At 42.3% G+C, this 19,697-nt stretch carries 15 protein-coding genes and 2 pseudogenes; 7 read left to right on the top strand and 10 right to left on the bottom strand.

The window, feature by feature from the left end:
* The 8 genes and pseudogenes from FTT70_RS13750 to FTT70_RS12780 form a co-directional block, all read right to left on the bottom strand.
* Positions 1–65, bottom strand: a pseudogene (locus FTT70_RS13750) (helix-turn-helix domain-containing protein); the annotation flags it as partial.
* Positions 66–123: 58 nt separating this feature from the next.
* A pseudogene (locus FTT70_RS12810) lies at positions 124–873 on the bottom strand (LysR substrate-binding domain-containing protein); the annotation flags it as partial.
* Positions 874–921: 48 nt separating this feature from the next.
* Positions 922–2,637 carry a D-lactate dehydrogenase gene (gene dld / locus FTT70_RS12805; protein WP_035311162.1) on the bottom strand — a complete coding sequence of 572 codons (1,716 nt, stop codon included), beginning with the start codon at positions 2,635–2,637 and terminating at the stop codon, positions 922–924.
* 90 nt (positions 2,638–2,727) lie between these two features.
* Positions 2,728–3,882: an FMN-dependent L-lactate dehydrogenase LldD gene (gene lldD / locus FTT70_RS12800; RefSeq protein ID WP_016659249.1), complete on the bottom strand. Its 1,155-nt coding sequence runs from the start codon at positions 3,880–3,882 to the stop codon at positions 2,728–2,730.
* A complete protein-coding gene (gene lldR / locus FTT70_RS12795; RefSeq protein WP_004970689.1) occupies positions 3,879–4,628 on the bottom strand; it encodes a transcriptional regulator LldR in 750 nt (249 codons plus the stop codon). The genes lldD and lldR overlap by 4 nt, the downstream gene beginning before the upstream one ends.
* A 24-nt stretch (positions 4,629–4,652) precedes the next feature.
* Positions 4,653–6,323, bottom strand: coding sequence for an L-lactate permease (lldP, locus tag FTT70_RS12790; RefSeq protein ID WP_180072515.1), 1,671 nt, complete (start codon positions 6,321–6,323; stop codon positions 4,653–4,655).
* A gap of 518 nt (positions 6,324–6,841) precedes the next feature.
* Entirely contained in the window at positions 6,842–7,339 is a 498-nt protein-coding gene (locus FTT70_RS12785; protein WP_004970693.1) for a hypothetical protein, read from the bottom strand.
* Positions 7,340–7,436: 97 nt separating this feature from the next.
* The gene (locus tag FTT70_RS12780) at positions 7,437–8,687 is read right to left on the bottom strand and encodes a YncE family protein (protein ID WP_096902747.1); all 1,251 of its coding nucleotides are present in this window, start codon (positions 8,685–8,687) and stop codon (positions 7,437–7,439) included.
* A gap of 351 nt (positions 8,688–9,038) precedes the next feature.
* Here FTT70_RS12780 and FTT70_RS12775 point away from each other — a divergent pair, with 351 nt between their 5' ends.
* Together FTT70_RS12775 and lon are read left to right on the top strand one after the other, a co-directional pair.
* Complete coding sequence (locus FTT70_RS12775; protein ID WP_180168688.1) at positions 9,039–9,635, top strand: 5-formyltetrahydrofolate cyclo-ligase; 597 nt, start codon at positions 9,039–9,041, stop codon at positions 9,633–9,635.
* 147 nt (positions 9,636–9,782) lie between these two features.
* The gene (gene lon / locus FTT70_RS12770; RefSeq protein WP_131260796.1) at positions 9,783–12,209 is read left to right on the top strand and encodes an endopeptidase La; all 2,427 of its coding nucleotides are present in this window, start codon (positions 9,783–9,785) and stop codon (positions 12,207–12,209) included.
* A gap of 354 nt (positions 12,210–12,563) precedes the next feature.
* Here lon and FTT70_RS12765 read toward each other — a convergent pair whose 3' ends face one another.
* On the bottom strand, positions 12,564–13,529 hold the full coding sequence (locus FTT70_RS12765) for a M28 family peptidase (protein WP_373685757.1): 966 nt from the start codon (positions 13,527–13,529) through the stop codon (positions 12,564–12,566).
* 157 nt (positions 13,530–13,686) lie between these two features.
* Here FTT70_RS12765 and rlmH point away from each other — a divergent pair, with 157 nt between their 5' ends.
* The 3 genes from rlmH to FTT70_RS12750 all read left to right on the top strand — a co-directional run bounded on the left by rlmH (position 13,687) and on the right by FTT70_RS12750 (position 16,018).
* A complete protein-coding gene (gene rlmH, locus FTT70_RS12760) occupies positions 13,687–14,169 on the top strand; it encodes a 23S rRNA (pseudouridine(1915)-N(3))-methyltransferase RlmH (RefSeq protein ID WP_096901486.1) in 483 nt (160 codons plus the stop codon).
* Between the two features lie 150 nt (positions 14,170–14,319).
* Positions 14,320–15,096: a dioxygenase gene (locus FTT70_RS12755; protein WP_096901485.1), complete on the top strand. Its 777-nt coding sequence runs from the start codon at positions 14,320–14,322 to the stop codon at positions 15,094–15,096.
* Positions 15,097–15,235: 139 nt separating this feature from the next.
* Positions 15,236–16,018 carry an META and DUF4377 domain-containing protein gene (locus FTT70_RS12750; protein WP_096901484.1) on the top strand — a complete coding sequence of 261 codons (783 nt, stop codon included), beginning with the start codon at positions 15,236–15,238 and terminating at the stop codon, positions 16,016–16,018.
* 71 nt (positions 16,019–16,089) lie between these two features.
* Here the strand turns inward: FTT70_RS12750 and gdhA are convergent, their stop codons facing one another.
* Positions 16,090–17,433, bottom strand: coding sequence for an NADP-specific glutamate dehydrogenase (gene gdhA / locus FTT70_RS12745; RefSeq protein WP_004970711.1), 1,344 nt, complete (start codon positions 17,431–17,433; stop codon positions 16,090–16,092).
* Positions 17,434–17,789: 356 nt separating this feature from the next.
* On the opposite strand from gdhA, the gene FTT70_RS12740 reads away from it, so the two are divergent.
* Both FTT70_RS12740 and nth read left to right on the top strand, forming a co-directional pair.
* Positions 17,790–18,584, top strand: coding sequence for an RnfABCDGE type electron transport complex subunit B (locus tag FTT70_RS12740; RefSeq protein ID WP_096901483.1), 795 nt, complete (start codon positions 17,790–17,792; stop codon positions 18,582–18,584).
* 2 nt (positions 18,585–18,586) lie between these two features.
* Positions 18,587–19,366, top strand: a complete 780-nt coding sequence (nth, locus tag FTT70_RS12735; protein WP_004970714.1) for an endonuclease III — start codon at positions 18,587–18,589, stop codon at positions 19,364–19,366.
* Positions 19,367–19,697: the final 331 nt, after the last annotated feature.

Below are 19,697 nucleotides of genomic sequence, written 5' to 3'. Positions count from 1 at the left end.
TTGGCCAGAAAAATGAGTCGTTCTCGCTGTTCTAAACTAAGTGGTACAGAAACAATTCGAGGCATGTGTGAACATCTGTTAACTAAAAAAACTTTTTCGCATGATTAGTTATTTTTGTCAACTTAACACCTCACTTAAATAATAAGGCACTGTCGCAATCATATCGGTTTCTTGCACAATTAAACCGACCCCTAAATAACTTGGGATACTCATTAGAATATTACGTCTTAAACCACGATTGCTTAATTCATTTTCAATATGGTAGTGACCTATACTGGTATCTACATCGACATGCGATTCACGAATATAAGCTTCAACATCTAAACTTTTTTCACAAATACGTGGATGATCTTTACGACTAATCACCACATAATATTGTAAAAATAATTGCTGCTGATAAAAACCCTGCTCTAACTCAGGTAAAAAACCAATCGCAAAATCAATTTCACCATTTGCCATTTGATAACTGGTTTCACGGGTAATAGGACGAATTTTAATCCGCACTGAAGGTGCATATTTTTTTAAAAACTTGGTCAGTTTTGGCAATAAAACCAAATGCGAAACATCGGTCATTGCCAAGGTAAATAATTGATCGGAATGTGTCGGATCAAAATCGACTTTAAAATTATTGACCGTTTCAATTTTATTAATAATTTCACTAATCGGTGAAAAAATCTGTTTCGCCAACTCTGTAGGCAACATTTCATTGCCAACCCTTAAAAATAATGGGTCATTAAAATGCTGACGAATTTTATTTAAACAGTTACTAACCGCAGGCTGACTCATGCCCAATGCATCTGCTGCTGCAGACACATTTTTTAATTTATATACATAGTAAAAAATCTGTAGCAGTTTGCTATCTAACTTAAACATATCCATCTTTCCTTAGAATCAGTTTCACTGCTCAGTTTTCATCCTTATTTAACGCCAAGCTTTTAATTTAGAGCTATGCCCAATGCCCACATTAAAACAATTGGTCGGATCCAATTTTTGATAATGCTGCTTTAAGGCAGGCTTCGCCACATATAAATGCCCAACATTATGCTCTGCAGGATACTCTGCCCCACGTGCATCAAGCAATGACCACATTTGATGTTCCATCGCCAACGGGTCTACGCCTTTTTTAATAATATAGTCCTGATGAAAGACATGACATAAAAAATGACCATAATACAACTTATGTATAATCGCCTGCTCCAACTCTTCGGGCAAGGTTTCAACCCATTGCTGATCATTACGTCTTAACGCAATATCTAAAGCAACAATGTCTTCCACTTCATTTCGATGTGTATCACGATAACGAATTGCAGCACCTGCCACTGCAAAGCGATGCAGAAAAGCCTTGCGGCCTTCATCTTCATTACATAGAAAAAAACTGCCAGAATTGCGCGTGATAAAATAATCCATTAAAAACTGCTGTACTGCCGCAACATCTTGCTGCTCAATGCGCAAAATTAAATGATGTTCATACAAATCACGAAATTGGTTCATGCGTTCTGGTAAATGATTTGGCAGTAGTTTCGTGAACATTTGCAAAACTTTATCCGACAATCCACGCATGCCCCAACGGGTTAGAAATCCATCAACTTTGTCTTTCATGGCAAAAGCTGCAGGTACTTTACTGGTGCCAAATTTCTCAATAAACAAGAAACTGTCTTTGCCATATTCTGCACCAATGTCATAGGCATCTCGATGAATATACTCGCCAGCAATCGGTACACGCGGCAAATCACGTAATAAAAAACGGCGAATCGCGGTTAAATCATCCTGCTGATTGCTGCCGATATAAAACACCTGACTCGGAATTTTCTCAAACGTATCCAAACGCACTGCAAACACACAGACTTTACCTGCCGAACCCGAAGCTTCAAACAAACGGCTCGGGTCGGCATTAAACCGTGCAGGCGTATCGGCATCGACTTGGGCAACATCATGCACGTAACGCTGATCTGAAGCACAACAATGTTCCGAATATTCAATATCTTCAGGGCGATATTGTTGTTGCTCAAGTTTGGTTAAAATTTCTTCTGGCGAGTTCCCTAAATTTACCCCCAAATGATTGATGAGTTGCAACTCGCCCAGTGCATCGACTTGTGCATATAAGGCCAACTCAGTATAGGCAGGACCACGTCTGACCAATGCACCACCTGAATTATTACATACCCCGCCCAACACTGAAGCGCCAATACAAGATGAACCAATGACTGAGTGTGGCTCACGCTGATGCGGCGCCAATTGCTGTTCCAAAGCATCCAATGTTGCACCAGGCAAGCAAATCACTTGCTTGGCATCGTTGATGAGCTGAATACCTTTTAAACGTTGGGTGTTGATCAAAATTACAGGACGATCATAGTCATCACCAAAAGGGGTAGAACCACCCGTGAGTCCAGTATTGGCGGCTTGCATAATAATAATGCAATCTGCTGCCACAGCCACTTGTAACACTTGCCACTGCTGCAATAAAGAACCTGGCGTGACCACCGCAAAAACCTGTCCTTCGCCAAAACGTCGCCCTTGACGATATAAACGAGTATCTGATTCATGGGTCAATACATGCGCTTTTCCCACAATATCGACCAAGTTTTTGAGGGTTGCTGCAGCATCAAATTGTGTTGCAGAAGAAATTGTCTGTGGCATAGTGTACAAGTCCTGAAACAAGGTGAAAAATACAATTAAGCGATTCAGCCAAATGCATCGGTTGATGGATTGATCGCTCCTGTTGGCAATTTAGCCTTTCAGTTCACGCTCAAGTTGTACCAAGCAATCTGAGTTAATCGCTTGAATGTTTTTAGCACCCGTTAAGGTCATTGCGACTCGCATTTCTTTATCAATCAATTCGAGTAAATTACTCACACCCGCCCCACCTGCTGCACCTAGTGCATAAATAAAGGCACGTCCGAGCATACAAGTATCCGCACCCATCGCCAACATGCGCACCACATCTAGGCCATTACGAATACCTGAATCCACTAGAATTTTTAGATCTCCTTTTACTGCATCGGCTATTGGCGGTAAAGCACGTGCAGTCGAGAGCACACCATCTAACTGACGACCACCGTGATTGGACACCACAATTCCATCAGCCCCAAAACGAACAGCATCCTTAGCATCTTCTGGGTCTAAAATGCCTTTAATGACCATTGGGCCATCCCAGAATTCACGAATCCACTCCAAGTCTTTCCATGAAATAGATGGGTCAAAGTTATTGCCTAACCAGCCAATATAATCTTCAAGTCCTGTTGGTTTGCCTAAGTATTTAGAGATATTGCCCAAGTCATGCGGACGACCTAGTAAGCCAACATCCCATGCCCAGTTTGGATGCATCACTGCCTGCATATAGCGGCGCATAGCAGCATTTGGACCACTCATGCCCGAATGTGCATCCCGATAACGTGCGCCAGGCACAGGCATATCTACTGTAAAGACCAAAGTTGAACAGCCTGCTGCTTTAGCACGTTCCAAAGCATTACGCATAAAACCACGGTCACGCAATACATATAATTGAAACCACATTGGCCGTGAAATGGCAGGCACCACTTCTTCAATTGGGCATACCGACACGGTAGATAAAGTAAACGGAATGCCTTTTTTGTCAGCTGCAACTGCAGCCTGCACTTCACCACGGCGCGCATACATGCCCGTTAAACCCACAGGTGCCAAAGCCACAGGCATTGACAAGGTTTCATTAAATAAGGTGGTTTCTAAACTCAAAGCCGACATGTCATTCAAAACACGTTGGCGCAAGGCAATCTGTGAAAGGTCTTCCACATTTCTTTTCAGCGTTTGTTCCGCGTACGCACCTCCATCAATATAGTGAAATAAAAATGGCGGTAAACGGCGTTTCGCTGCTTCGCGGTAATCATTCGCAGAAGAAATAATCATGGCGCTATCCTGTTTAATCGACTCGCACGCTGACGACGCGCATCTTCCTCGTCTATCATGCGTACTTGTTGAACTACAAATTCAATATGTCCACACACTGCCGAACGGGCAGCTTCTGGATCCTGGCGTTCAATTGCATCCATCACTTGAAAGTGTTGATCGTGCAACTGATCGAAACGGTGGGCTTCGGTATAGACTTTGCGTCTGCCCAAAACTACGTTGTATTGCAACAAATCAAATAAGCCACGCATCATTTGAATGAGCACCAAATTGTGCGATGCTTCGGCAATTGCCAAATGAAACTTGGCATCGGCAATTGCTGCCTGATCGTCATCACCTAAAATTTGAAAGTGGGCGATTTGCTCATAACAGGCACGGATGTTTTTCAAATCCTCAGCAGTTGCCCGCTGTGCGGCATACCATGCCGTACCACCTTCAAGCACCATTCGAGCTTCCTGCACATCAAAACGATAAGCAGGGTCTTCATCAATCAGGTTACTTAAAGGCTGCACAATTTGATATTGCGACCAATTGGTGGGTAGCTGTTGCAAAAAAGTACCCGCTCCAACTTTGCTGACCAGCATGCCCTGACTGGTCAATTGCTGAATGGCTTCACGCAAAGAGGAACGGGAAACCCCGAGTTGTTCACATAACTTTCTTTCGGCAGGCAATCGGTCTCCGACTTGCATCTGATTTTTTTCAACCAGTGTGCGCAGGTCTTGTACAACTTTGTCGGAGACTTTCATGCGGCTATCCTCTTGTGCATGTGATTATGGAATCATCCATGGGAATACATAAGCTTGTAGAGTGATAATAATACCGATCATAACGGTGAACGTGATACTATGTTTCACGGTAAAGCGGAATAAATCCGATTCTTTTCCGACTAAACCCACTGCCGCACAGGCAATTGCAATCGATTGTGGTGAAATCATTTTGCCTGTTACTCCACCACTGGTATTGGCAGCAACCAACAAGACTTCTGGTACACCAATTTGCTGTGCAGTTGTGGCTTGCAAGGCAGCAAATAAGGCATTGGCTGATGTATCTGAACCTGTCAAGAACACTCCAATCCAACCTAAAAATGGCGAGAAGAATGTGAAAGCATTGCCTGTGTGTGACAAAGCCAGTGCCAAAGTCGCAGACATGCCTGAATAATTGGCAATAAAAGCAAAAGCTAACACCATCCCAATCGAATAAATTGGTGTTTTTAGCTCGTTGATGGTTTCTGCAAAAGTTTTAACCGCTTCACGTGGTTTCATTTTTAAGTAAATGATGGTGATGACAGCCGCAATCATAATTGCAGTCCCTGTTGCACTCAGCCAATCGAACTTAAAGATTGCATCGTAGTCTTTAACTTCAGCAACCACAGGCGGCATTTTTTGCACCAATTGATGTAAAAATGGCACTTTGATGGAAATTACCCAGTCATGCATTGCCCCATCTTTGGCAAATAAATCTTTAAACGGTTTAATACTCCAAATGGTGACCATCACCGTTAACACTGCAAAAGGTGACCATGCTTTAACAATCTGCCCCATGCTGTATTTTCGCTGTTGTTCTGCAACCAAGTTGGCATCCACTTTTGTGTCTGCATCGCTAAAACGGAAAATGTGTTTTGGCTGCCAGAATTTAAATAAGACCGTTAAACTAATCAAAGAGGCAATTGCAGCGGTAATATCGGGTAACTCAGGCCCTACAAAGTTAGAGGTCAAGTATTGTGCAATCGCAAAAGCACCACCACCCACCAACACTGCAGGCCAAGTTTCCTTAACACCGCGCCAGCCATCCATAATTGCCATAATCCAGAACAGTACAATAGGCACCATAAATGGCAACTGACGTCCAACCATCTGGCTAATTTCCATAGTTTCTACACCCGAAACCTGACCCGCCACAATAATTGGAATCCCCATTGCGCCAAACGCAACAGGTGCGGTGTTCACAATCAAACATAAACCCGCAGCGTATAAAGGTTTAAAGCCTAAACCTACCAACAAAGCTGCAGTAATTGCCACTGGCGCCCCAAAGCCCGCTGCACCTTCTAAAAATGTGCCAAATGCGAAGCCCACCAGTAGCATCTGGAGACGCTGATCTTCTGTAATCGACAGAATAGATGAGCGAATAATGTTAAATTGCCCTGTTTTTACAGAGATTTTATATAAAAATAATGCGCCTATAATAATCCATGCGATTGGCCATAAACCGTAGAAAAAGCCATAGATCAATGAAGCAAAAGCCATTGGTGCAGGCATGCCATAGGCAAATAACGACACCAATAACGCCAAAATAACCGTAATTGTTCCCGCAACACTTCCTTTTAAGCGAAATACAGCCAATGCCAGAAAGAAAAAGATAATCGGGATTAATGCAATAAGACTCGAAATCCAAATATTTGCCATTGGATCGTAGATCTGTTGCCAATGTTGAAGCATTGTCATCTCCTTGAAATGCTCACTCAAACGTAAACATAGGTCTAAGCATATAGATAAAATTCTAATTTTGGTCTGACCAATATTAAGATAAAAATCAAAATACTCTTAATATTTGCAACAAATAATAGTTTTATACAAATAAATGTCAACATTGGTCTGGTTATTTATTTAAATGGTCATACCAATTTAAATAAAGATGATCTTTGTTCGCAGCATAAAAAATACGGTGAAGAAAAATTTAAACTTTGTTTTTTCTGTAGTTTTTAAAAGGAAGGAAAAACCAAATTTATTCGGCACAGCCTTATACAACTTTCGTCTAATACAGTAAAATACGTGTGCTTTCTTCTAAGATGAATTGAACGCTTGATCAAAGGAATCATGGATAAATTCAGCTCAAGTGGCCGCTATTCGGCTTAAAAACATGTGGATTAAAAGAATTTTTTAGACAAAAAAATAACGCCATTATTGACTGCAACAATGGCGTCATCGTGTATTTATAACAGCAACTCACACCTTACTGTGGCTTAACCTGTCACCACGTTCAGGCGCTTTAAACGCGAAATATGCAAATCAATTTGCCCTGCAATTTCAGGTAAAATTTGCTTTAAAAACTGGCTATAGTTCATTGCATCTTCTGCTCTTAATACGCCTGCTTGTACCAATTGTTCCTGCTGTAGCAACATACTTTGTACACGGTTTAAATCAGGCTTTTGCCCTTGGCTTAAACCTGTACTAATTTGCTTAAAGCCTAAATACAACTGATCACGTTGCTGGATTAATTGCTGCATTTCAACTGCAGATACCGCAGCACGCTCTAGCATAGCGTTTGTTTCCAGTACATTTTCAGATTCATCTGAATATAGACTTTGCGTTGTTTCTATCTCTGTGGAAGCCGTGTTCGGTTTCACCCACACTGTTTCCGAAACAGTCTTATTCGGTGGTTGAAACACATACACCACGGTAAACAACACCGCGACCGCCAAAACAAAAAAGCCAATACCGAGCCATCGAGTCCCATTCATGTGCATGCTCCATAAGCAAACCATCCTAAAATGCGCTCAATTCAAATATCGTCTTGAGCGCCTTAGCATGCTTTGCCTGTTATGATCGGCTTAAAAATTACGGCGTCGACCAATCGCTTGGTGCATAACCCAAACGCACTCGCTGTGGGTGATTCCCCACTGGCACACTGCGGACTTTTTCTCCCGTAGCAAAGTCAATCACCGTTACCACATCGGTTTCACTTTCTGAAATCACACAGCTTTTTCCATCTGGGCTACGGGTTGCCCAATATGGTTTACCTGCAGGAATCAGTTTGCCTGCTTTTAAACTCTGACGGTCTACAATGGTCGCGTAATCATCCATCGTGCCTGCCACACAGAGTTTTTCGCCATCTGCGCTGATGGATAAACCATGATGACGTGAATCATTTACCCATTTGCTGCGGTCTTTTGGAATTGTACTGCTGCCCGGTAATTGTCCAATACGCGTGACTTTATCGGTTTTTAAGTCGTATTCCACCAAACCATTAAAAAATGAAACCTGCGCATAAAGTTTGCTTTCATCTTTACTTAGCACCATAGGACGCACTGAGTTGGATAAATCTTTACGTCCAAAGGCATCTAACGCAGGTCGGAAATCAATTTTTTTCAGAACTTTATAATTGTTGGCATCGGCAATGGTAATAAAGCGCTTACCTTTGGTAAAATCTTGCCACTGTGCATCCATCGAAGTTTCTACGTTACCAATCGCAGAGTTTAAGATTTTCGTTCCACCTGCAAAGTAAATATTTTCGTGCGGCTTATCCCCTGTTGCAAAACGCCCCAATTCTTTACCTGTATGAATATCTAAAACATGCACCACATTACCTGACGATGCCGACACAGCAACACGTTGTCCATCTGGTGAAACCGCCATGTGGTCTGCGCGGAAACCTTCGACTGGCGTACGCCAATTAATTTTGCCCGTTTTAATGTTGATGGATACCACATCGGCAAAACTTGGACGTGAAGCCACAATCGACTGTCCATCTGGCGTGGAATACATATCATCCACCAACTGGTCATTGCCCTCACCTGCAGTTTGTTGAATGTAAGTGTAGGCAATCAATTTCACTGGATTTAAATGAATTTCTAATAAACGCTCTTTGCGGTCAGGAATCATATTGACCACACCCACTTTGCCAAAGTCTTGTGAAGGGTGAATCACCGTCACTGTGCCATCCCAGTTATTGCCGACAAAAAAGACTTGTTGGGTATTCGGGGGCTGCGGTAAATAGGTCGAATCTGCATAACTTTGTGCGCTGACACAACTTCCTAAAGCCAGCACGCCTTGAAGTAGATGTTTAAACACCTTGTTGGAATAATTCATGTTCTTGTTCTCCCTGAACAGCAAAATGAAAGTGTTGTTTTTGTTTTGGCTTGTGTTTTTACATATTTGTTGTTTTTAACTGAAGCCTGCCTAATCCATCTTGAAGCGATCTTGAAGATTGTTGGCGTGGCATTGATTGGGCAATAGCATAAGAGTTTTTGTAATTTTGCGTCTAGGGTTCGAGCTAGACTATCCGATAGCAGGTCAAGTTTCAGATAAACAGAAATACAGCATCACATCCTGTTAAAATGCCAAGTATGATAAAAGCTTGTTTTTGTCGATGAAATGACAGTAATCCCATACCCATTCAAGCATTTAAACTCAAGAATATAAGGATGTGCCGAGATGCAGTTGTTGGAACTTAAAACCTTGCGTAAACAGCTTCGACAACAGCGCAGAGCGGTCACGCGCACCCAACAGCAACACGCACAGCAAGCTGTTTTGCAGCGGCTAATACGACTGTCAAAATTTCAGTACGCAAAAAAAGTGGGTATGTATTTACATGCTTTTGGTGAAATTCATACACACCGCATCATTGAATATTGCTTCGCGCATAGCAAACAAGTGTATTTGCCCATGATTTGCAATATGAATCAACACTTGGTGTGGGTACAAATCACCCCACAACAATATCGTCAGCGTCGCTTTGCCCATCATCGTTTGGGGATGCAAGAACCAAGAACAAGTCGCGGAAAACACATCTCCCATTTAGATTTAGTCTTGATGCCCTTATTGGCTTGCGATACGCATGGCACCCGCATTGGAATGGGCGGTGGTTATTATGACCGCACTTTAGCCTCTGCCCCGCAGCATCCTTATCGCTTAGGGATTGCACATGATTTTCAGCTAATTCATACACGCTTGCCACGTGAAAATTGGGATCAACCTGTAGATGCCTTACTAACTCCACAACATTTTTTACAGTTTAAACGCACCTTGAAACGCTAAATTGATCATTTTGACTGAATAGATCAATTTAAAATCACATATTTAGCTACTTTTTAAACAATTTGTGTTGACCTGCCCTTGTATTTTAAAAAATACCCATCACTATTAAAAACATGGCAACACCGTTGTCACTCATTAGGAGTGCCCATGTCTGAAATTATTATGAATCAAGAAACCTTAGAGCCTCAGGTTCCAAGTGTATTACCGCTTTTAGCGCTACGTGATGTGGTGGTTTATCCACACATGCAAATCGCGCTATTTGTAGGTCGTGAAAAATCGATCAATGCAGTTGATGTGGCTCGTAACAGTGACAATCTAGTATTTGTAGTTGCGCAAAAAGATTCGCTTACAGAAGAAATTGATCACGACAATTTATATCAATACGGTACTGTCGCGAAGATTGTGCAAGTTGTGAATCACGAAAATGATGAAAACTGTATCAAAGTGCTGATTGAAGGCTTATACCGCGCCAAACTCGAAAAAATTATTGATGAAGACGCGTATTTGACTGCAGAACACAGCTTGAGCCCAATGACTGTTGCGATGGATGAAAATACCCAAGCAACACGTTTGCAAGAATTACGTGCCTTATTTGCGCAATATGCAGAAGCAAAATTACGCAATGCACGTGAACTGATTGCTGCTGCCAATAAAATTGAAGATTTATTGCAGTTGTTGTTCTTTGTTGCAACCCGTGTGCCATTGAATATTGATGTCAAACAAAAATTCCTTGAGCACGATGAGTTTGAAGCTCACTTGACCGAGTTAATGACTTATTTATTGCAACAGTCTGAAGAACAGCAGATTGAGCAAACCTTGCATGACTCTGTTAAACGCCAGATGGAAAAAAATCAGCGTGAATACTTCTTGAATGAGAAGATGAAAGTCATTCAACGCGAACTGTCCGATATGAACGGCGGTGCGGAAGATGATGTCGCTGAAATTGAAAAACGTCTGGCCGAAGCAGACTTGCCAGAACATGTCCGCAAAAAAGCAGAAGCTGAGTTCCGTAAGCTAAAAGCCATGCAACCTGCATCTAGCGAAGCGGCTGTGGTACGTAACTATCTGGAAGTAATTTTAGATACGCCATGGAACAAAGCCAGCAAAGTCAGCATTAACTTGGCGAAAGCACAAGAAATTTTAGATGCCGACCATTACGGTTTAGATGAAGTCAAAGACCGTATTGTGGAATACCTTGCTGTGCAGTCGCGCGTGAAAAAACTCAAAGGTCCAATTCTGTGCTTAGTCGGTCCTCCGGGTGTAGGTAAAACCTCACTGGGTGAATCGGTTGCAAAAGCCACTGGACGTGAGTTCGTGCGCATGGCGCTAGGCGGCGTACGTGATGAAGCGGAAATTCGCGGTCACCGCCGTACCTATATTGGTGCGATGCCGGGTAAAATTGTGCAGTCATTGACTAAAGTTGGTGTGAAGAACCCACTGTTCTTGCTCGATGAAATTGACAAAATGGCACAGGATTACCGTGGCGACCCTGCATCTGCTTTGTTAGAAGTACTTGATCCATCACAAAACAACAAGTTTAATGATCACTATTTAGATCTAGACTTAGACTTGTCTGAAGTGATGTTCATTTGTACTGCCAACAGCATGAATATTCCAGAAGCTCTGTTAGATCGTATGGAAGTAATTCGTCTACCGGGTTATACCGAAGATGAAAAAGTGAATATTGCAGAACGCTATCTTGTCCCTAAAGCCATCAAAAATAATGGCTTGCGTGCTAAAGAGTTGACGGTTCATGAAGAAGCGATTCGTGACATTGTGCAGCGCTATACACGTGAAGCAGGTGTGCGTAGTCTGGAACGTGAAGTGTCAAAAATTGCCCGTAAGGTGGTGAAAGAAGCAGTCAGCAAAAAAGCCAAAAACCTACAGGTAGATGTGACTTCACAAAACCTGCCTGACTACCTTGGTCCACACAAATTTGACTATGGTATGGCAGAAGAAGAAGCCGAAGTGGGTCGTGTAAATGGCTTGGCTTGGACTTCAGTGGGTGGTGAATTACTCACCATTGAAGTGGCAACCATGAAAGGCAAAGGTAATTTCATCACCACAGGTTCATTGGGTGATGTGATGCAAGAGTCAATCAAAGCCGCGATGACCGTTGTGCGTACCCGTGCCGACAGTTTAGGCATTGAAGCCAATGTATTTGCCGAAACCGATGTACACGTACACTTGCCAGAAGGTGCAACACCTAAAGATGGTCCATCTGCAGGTTTGGCATTGACTACGGCATTGGTATCTGCATTTACAGATATTCCAATTCGTCCTGATATTGCCATGACAGGCGAAACCAGCTTACGTGGTCGTGCAATGCGCATTGGTGGCTTGAAAGAGAAACTTCTTGCGGCACATCGTGGTGGTATCAAACTGGTATTTATCCCACAGGAAAACGTGCGTGACTTGTCTGAAATTCCAGACAATGTCAAAGAAGGTTTGGAAATCAAGGCTGTGAAAAGCATTGATGAAATCTTGCCTTTGGCACTGACCAGTATGCCTAAGCCTTTAACCAAGGCACCGATTGTGAAGCCAGTAGCAGCAGGCAAAGCCGCACGTCATTAAGCAAGTTACTCTGCTTTAAGCATAGAACATCTCAAAAGAGCACTTCGGTGCTCTTTTGTTGTATTTAGATTCTGGATTTAAAATAATTGAATAATTTTTTAATTATTTTTAAAATGGTTAGTCTGTTTTTAATTCAATTTCCTTGAAAAATAGGCAAACCATCCACATATATAAATTTAAGATACATCGCGCTGTATGTTTCTTGTTTGGTCTATTTAGACCGATAAATTGATCAGACGCTTTTGATTGAAGCGTGCTTCATGGTCTGGTCATCCATATCTCCAGGTGGATGACCTTTTAACCGCAGTCCTATTTCAATTCAGGGCTGCGTTTTTTATGCGCTGCGATCAATCATCAAGGTGATAAAATCTGTGCAACCAAGCCATTCACGACATGTGCCATTTTTTCAAAATTTACTGTTTTTAAAGTATCACCTGTGGTATGGCGAAGTGTGCTGCGATAACTGCCTGTATCGGTAATTAAAATGGCAGGAATATCATATTTCCAATAATTTAAATGATCTGAAAAATCCATGCCCTTGACGAAAGTCGGTGCGACCACACGCTCACATTGCAATTGATTCAAACGCTGCATCGTATTGCAATAGCTTGCACTCATTTCACGTGACTGCATATTGCTCAATGCCGCAATAAAATTGCCATGACTTGGGTAAATCCACTTTAAACCGATTGGGTAATTTTGCACCAAGTTTTTGTCGTAATAACCAATCATATCCAGCACATACACCGCACGGATTTTTTCTTTTTCAGCCTGCACAGATTTGGCATGTACAAAACTGCCCATCGACTCAGTTTTAAAAAATGGTGGTTCTGCCAAGGTATAAAATACAAATTCTACATTTTGACTAAGTTTATTCTTTTCCTGCGCCAAAATTCGTGCTGTTTCGATTACACCTGCCACGCCAGAAGCGTTGTCATTTGCCCCCTGCTGCTGCCCATAAACATCGTAATGCGCACCAAAAATCGTTTTTTGCGCAGCACCGATATTCAATTTGCACACCACATTGCGGTAGCTTTGCTGATTGACCACATAATTTTGAAATTGACACGGAATTCCAAATACTCGCATTTGTTCCCGAATCCATGCCGAAACCCGATTCAGTTCAATCACATTTTTATAATGACGATACTGTTCGGAATTACCCAAACCCTGCTGCCCAATCACTTGCTGCATATAGACTTGCAAATTGTTTGGTTCTGCCCATTGAGCCTCAGGCACAGCAAATGTAGCAGTGGTCATCAATCCCATACCCGCGCCCAATATCCATGAATATAACTGCTGACTTTGAAACGCGCGCATGCTGATAATTCCAAGACAAAAAAGACCAATAAGATTGCTGAGTATTAAAGCAACAGCCTGTTGGCAAATTCAATTGCAAATTGTGTCGTTACACAGCGCTTGTGTTGAATCATGGTTATAATGCGAGATTCTGATTGATCGCTACATGAACTCGCCTATGAAAATTCGCATTCTGACCATTGGACAAAAAATGCCTGCTTGGGTGCTGACTGGTTTTGAAGATTATTTCAAACGGATTCAGCCTTTTGTGCAGACTCAAATTGTCGAACTGCCAATGGCGAAACGTGGCAAAAATGATTCTGAGGCCGATATTCTAAAATATCGCCAAATTGAAGGTGATAGCATTTTAAATGCCATGAAAAACAATGAGGTGTTAATTGCCTTGGAAGTGGGCGGCAAAGAGTTCAGCACCGAAAAACTTGCAGAAACCATGAAAGGCTGGATGCTAGAAGGCAATGATGTCGTGCTTGCGATTGGTGGACCAGATGGTCACTCTGAAGCAGTACGTAAAGCAGCAGCATGGCATTGGTCATTATCCAAACTAACTTTGCCACACCCTTTAGTTCGCGTGATGCTGATTGAGCAGCTATACCGTGCTATGAGCATCAACCACAACCATCCTTATCATCGTGCAGGTTAAATCAACTTATTCAATTTGTACGTTGAGTTATCAAAATATCTTCAACTCAAACGACGTTGCAAAGCTGCAACATAGCGTTGAACAAAAGTACATTTCGCTATACACACTTTTTTGCGATGCTGTAGAACAGCAGGCTTTAGGGATCTAGGCATGAACTTACAGACATTACCCGGTTTATTTATCTCACATGGTTCGCCCATGTTGGCACTCAATCCTGAACAGGTCGGGCCTGCACTCAGCCGTTTAAGTGAAAATTTGCCAACACCGCAAGCCATTGTGGTGATGTCGGCGCATTGGGAAAGTAATGCACTGGAGGTCAACACAGGTATTCGCCCTGAAACATGGCATGACTTCCGTGGTTTTCCTGAAGCCTTGTACGCCCTGCGCTACCCTGCACCTGGCTTACCTGAACTGGCAGAAGATATTTTGCAGCGTTTGGCTGATGCGGGCTTTGCTGCCCATGCCAACAGCACACGCCCGCATGATCATGGCGTATGGATGCCATTACTACACATGTATCCCGATGCCAATATTCCAGTGATTACCATTTCTTTGCCCATGAATATGAGCGCCGAACAGATTTATCACATTGGGCAAAGTTTAGCGCCATTACGTGAACAGCAAATTTTACTGATTGGCTCAGGCAGTATCACCCATAACTTACGTGAATTATCATGGAATACACCCAATGCGGCTGTGCCTGAATGGGCATCTAGTTTCCGTAATCGTGTGGTGCAGCATTTAAGTCATCGCAATTATGATGCAGTACTAGATTGGCAACAATTGCCACATGTAGCACGTAATCACCCAACCCTAGAACACTTTGCACCGCTGTTTTTTGCAATGGGTACGGGAGATCGATTTAACATTGTACATAGCAGCTTTAGCATGGGTTCACTCGGTATGGATATTTATCGTTTTGACTAACCGATAGCTCCGCTTATTTAAAATCTGACTTTTTAATTTGGATACATTTTGTTAGCAAAAGCTACGATTTGTATCCATATTTTTTGTTAATCTCTTGATTATAATCACGTTGAAACTTTAGCACATAGAATATAAACCAATGAAATTCAGTATTTTTGCGCTTGCCCTGCTCCCTTTGGCTTTAACTGCATGTCAATCTTCACATCTTCCTGCCACTTCAGGAGATCCAGCTATTTCTACTCTATCCACCACATTAAAAACGCCTACACAAATTTTGCCCGCTTATACCTGGGAACTTGATCGTGGGCTGCAACGCCCGATTGTTCTGAGCTTTGATCAACGAGGCAGACTAAGTGTAGCTTCTGGCTGTAATGGCCTTGGCACGAGCTGGACTGTTAAAGATAATACCCTGAGTACGGGTGACATGATGGGCACCATGATGGCATGTGATGCACCATTAATGGAACAGGAACGTTTTATCAGCCAGCTTCTGCAAAAGCGTAATATTCCGTTTAGTCTGGATCTAAATGATGCCAATCAGCCAAAACTGAGTATTACTGCAGCTGATGGTCAAAAATATGTCTTTACCGGAAAAATGACACCGGAAACCAAATACCAAGGTCAGGCAGAAACCATTTTCCTGGAAGTTTCGTCACAGACTAAAGCCTGTACGGGTGTAGCTCAGCAAACCTGCTTACTGGTGAAAGAAATCAAATATGATGAAAAAGGCTTAAAGACTCAGGTCGATAAAGACTGGACTTTATTTTACGATCAGATCGAAGGTTTTCAGCATTCATCGAATGAGCGTCAGATTATTCGGGTAAAACGTTATGAAATTAAAAATCCGGCAGCTGACCAGTCTAAATATGCCTATGTATTCGACATGACCGTAGAGCGTGAAGCAGTCAAAGGCACTCTATAACGATAAAATCGCAATATAAAAAAACCGAGGCATTCACCTCGGTTTTTTTTCAAGCTTAAACTCAGTCAGACTTAGAATACGCCTTGAGAAAGCATTGCATCAGCAACTTTTACGAAGCCAGCGATGTTTGCGCCGTCTACATAGTTCACGGTACCGTCTTCTTTCGTACCGAATTTTACGCAGTTGCGGTGAATTTCTTTCATGATTGCGTGTAAGCGCTCATCAACTTCTTCGAAAGTCCAGCCTAAACGCAATGCGTTTTGAGACATTTCCAGACCAGAAGTTGCTACACCACCGGCGTTAGATGCTTTACCTGGCGCATAAAGAATTTTCGCTTCAACGAATTTCTCAACCGCTTCAAGTGTAGAAGGCATGTTCGCACCTTCAGCAACACAGATTACGCCGTTTGCAAGAAGCGCTGCTGCATCATTCGCATCAAGTTCGTTTTGAGTCGCACATGGAAGCGCGATATCACATTTAATACCCCAAGGACGTTGACCTTCAAGGTATTCAAAACCGTGCTTAGACGCAAATTCAGAAATACGACCACGTTTTACGTTTTTAAGCTCCATCACTTCAGCAAGTAATTCTGGCGTGAAACCTTCTTTCACGTACACAGTACCATTCGAGTCAGAAAGTGAAACTACTTTCGCACCCAAGTACATTGCTTTGTCTGCAGCAAATTGTGCAACGTTGCCTGAACCAGAAATCGCAACGACTTTATCTTTAAAGCAATCGCCACGAGTCTTGAGCATTTCCTCAGCGAAATACACAGTACCGTAACCTGTAGCTTCTGGACGCGCCAAAGAACCACCGAAAGACAAGCCTTTACCTGTGAATACACATGAAGTGTCATTGCTGAGCTTCTTCATCATACCCGCCATGTAACCCACTTCACGACCGCCTACACCAATATCACCCGCAGGAATATCCGTGTTAGAACCTAAATGACGATATAACTCGATCATTAAGGCTTGGCAGAAACGCATAATTTCGCCTTCAGACTTACCTTTAGGGTCAAAGTCTGAACCACCTTTACCACCGCCCATTGGCAATGTAGTCAAAGCATTTTTAAAGGTTTGTTCAAAACCTAAGAATTTTAAAATTGAAAGGTTCACTGATGGGTGGAAACGCATACCACCTTTAAATGGACCAATTGCTGAGTTGTACTGTACACGGAATGCACGGTTTACGTGGGTTTGACCTTGGTCATCTACCCAAGAAACGCGGAACTGAATTGCACGCTCAGGCTCAACCAAACGCTCAAGCAAACCATGTGCTGCATATTGAGGGTTCTTTTCAATGAACGGCCAAAGGCTGGTCATTACTTCTTCTACAGCTTGTAGAAACTCTGGTTGATGTGCATCACGTGTTTTAACGTAATCTAGGAATTCGTTAAGGCTGTTGTATTTCAACGCTTAATCCTCAGCAGAAAATGGATCAAAATTGGTCAAAATTTCAATCAATGATATATTTTGGCGCAAAATATTAAATATCTTTTGTTAACAATCTACAATAGTTTTTTTCAAAAAACTTTAAAACATTTGTATTTTCATAAATTTAACTTATTTTTTAGCGTGTTAAGCCCATAAGTTAATGTAACAAATTAATTCATAGTTTTGAGCATTTTTGCCCAAAAAGCTAGCAATTGTTGTTCTTAATTTGCGCACAAGCCTAAAAGCAAAAATCGTGCTAAAATCATCGACCTAGAATTTCCCCCTAGCCTTATCTTCCGTTTTTCTGCTGCTGTTAAAGTGGCATTGGTTTGTCCATGAATTCGCAAATTGCTCTGATTCAAAATATTGATGCGCAGCTCCCTCAAACTCAATGTGGCTTATGTGGTCACCGTGATGGCTGTTTACCCTACGCCAAAGCGATTGCAGAAGGCGAAGCGGCCAATAAATGCGTACCCGGTGGACAACCTGTTGCAGATGCACTAGCAAACTTACTGCAACGCCCTGTATTGACCGCAGAAGCCAGTGTTTGGCCTGTGCAGGCAGATGGACGCCCACAGCGTATGAAAGCCCTAATTCGTGAAGATGAGTGCATTGGTTGTACCAAATGTATTAATGCCTGCCCTGTCGATGCCATTTTAGGCTCAGGCAAACTCATGCACAGCATTTTGACTGATTTATGTACGGGCTGTGAATTGTGTATTCCGCCTTGCCCTGTCGATTGCATTGACTTGGTAGAAGATACACAACCCCTGCTTTCTGATAGCGCACGAGTGGCAGAACAGAATGATTTACGCCAACGCTACTACGCCCACATACAACGTGAAGAACAACGTCGTCTGCACCGTAAAGGCCCTGTGGTACGTGCAGAAATTGATACCGAACTGTTTGCTCAATTTTCTGCACAAGCCGATGCTGCTGTGCCTGTGATTGAATTGCCTGTGCAAAAAAATGAACAGATTTCCACTGCCGATGCACAAACCACCATCGAACTGGCAAAATTACGCACACAAATTAAAAAACTCGAAAAACAACTCAGTGTGCGTGACGATGAGAAAAAACGGCTATTACTAACCAATTTACAACAACAGTTACGTGAATTAGGAGCATAAACATGCCCGAAAGAAAGACACGTCTGACCAATAAAGCGGTTAAAACAACGACTGCCAAAAGCACCACGCTCAAAGAAAAGCCGTCTAAAAATATGACCAAAAAGCAAATTCAGACTTTTTTTGAGCGCTTACGTGAACAACGCCCAAATCCGACCACTGAACTGAATTTTTCCAATCCATTTGAATTGCTGATTGCGGTGACCTTATCTGCACAAGCGACCGATGTCAGCGTCAATAAAGCCACCGACAAACTGTTTCCTGTTGCCAATACGCCCGAAGCGATTTATGCCTTAGGTGTGGAAGGTTTAAAGGAATATATTAAAACCATCGGGTTGTATAATTCCAAAGCAGAAAATGTCATTAAAACCTGCAAAATTCTCATCGAAAAACACGGCAGCATCGTGCCTGATAATCGTGCCGATTTAGAAGCCTTGCCTGGCGTGGGACGTAAAACTGCCAATGTGGTCTTAAATACCGCGTTTGGACAGCCAACCATGGCGGTCGATACACATATTTTCCGCTTAGGTAACCGTACAGGTTTAGCTGTGGGTAAAAATGTTTTAGAAGTCGAACACCGTTTAATTAAAGTCATTCCTAAAGAGTTTTTAATTGACTCACATCACTGGTTGATTTTACATGGCCGTTATTGTTGTATTGCGCGTAAGCCTAAATGTGGTGAATGTGTGGTGTCAGATGTGTGTAACTGGCCTGATCGCTTTGAATTTGGCGCGCATCGGCATATCACGCTGCATGAAATTCATCACAACTCTGTATCTAAGTAAGTACTTCGGTAGAGTTTCCAAAGTGATCTAAACTTATTGATGACATGCTAGATCATCAAAGCAATGCGAATCATCCAAAATAGTGTGGATAACTGTGCAATCTATGCACAAGATTGTACAGAGATGAACTTGTTTCTTCATGATTGGTATTTTCACCGTTACCTAATCTTTTTGTCTCTGTAACTGCTTGAGATTTTATAAAAATTACCTCTGTACACGACAAAAATAGATAACTCATTGAAATAATGTCACAATAATTGTTTTCTAACGACGAATACTATGACACATCTCAATGAGTTATATCTTATCTTAAACAAATCTCTAAAATGGA

Origin of the sequence: Acinetobacter sp. YH01003 (assembly GCF_013420525.1) — a bacterium.
In the GTDB taxonomy this organism is placed as follows: Bacteria; Pseudomonadota; Gammaproteobacteria; order Pseudomonadales; family Moraxellaceae; genus Acinetobacter; species Acinetobacter towneri.
Note: the sequence above shows the minus strand (reverse complement) of the source record. Positions and strands in the feature narration are given on the sequence as shown.

Coding starts and splice junctions, on each gene's coding strand:
- lldP (WP_180072515.1), bottom strand. CDS start 6,323: ATGACAATGCTTCAACATTGGCAACAGATCTACGATCCAATGGCAAAT.
- lldR (WP_004970689.1), bottom strand. CDS start 4,628: ATGAAAGTCTCCGACAAAGTTGTACAAGACCTGCGCACACTGGTTGAA.
- dld (WP_035311162.1), bottom strand. CDS start 2,637: ATGCCACAGACAATTTCTTCTGCAACACAATTTGATGCTGCAGCAACC.
- lon (WP_131260796.1), top strand. CDS start 9,783: ATGTCTGAAATTATTATGAATCAAGAAACCTTAGAGCCTCAGGTTCCA.
- FTT70_RS12755 (WP_096901485.1), top strand. CDS start 14,320: ATGAACTTACAGACATTACCCGGTTTATTTATCTCACATGGTTCGCCC.
- FTT70_RS12750 (WP_096901484.1), top strand. CDS start 15,236: ATGAAATTCAGTATTTTTGCGCTTGCCCTGCTCCCTTTGGCTTTAACT.
- FTT70_RS12780 (WP_096902747.1), bottom strand. CDS start 8,687: ATGAATTATTCCAACAAGGTGTTTAAACATCTACTTCAAGGCGTGCTG.
- FTT70_RS12785 (WP_004970693.1), bottom strand. CDS start 7,339: ATGAATGGGACTCGATGGCTCGGTATTGGCTTTTTTGTTTTGGCGGTC.
- FTT70_RS12740 (WP_096901483.1), top strand. CDS start 17,790: ATGAATTCGCAAATTGCTCTGATTCAAAATATTGATGCGCAGCTCCCT.
- lldD (WP_016659249.1), bottom strand. CDS start 3,882: ATGATTATTTCTTCTGCGAATGATTACCGCGAAGCAGCGAAACGCCGT.
- rlmH (WP_096901486.1), top strand. CDS start 13,687: ATGAAAATTCGCATTCTGACCATTGGACAAAAAATGCCTGCTTGGGTG.
- FTT70_RS12765 (WP_373685757.1), bottom strand. CDS start 13,529: ATGCGCGCGTTTCAAAGTCAGCAGTTATATTCATGGATATTGGGCGCG.
- nth (WP_004970714.1), top strand. CDS start 18,587: ATGCCCGAAAGAAAGACACGTCTGACCAATAAAGCGGTTAAAACAACG.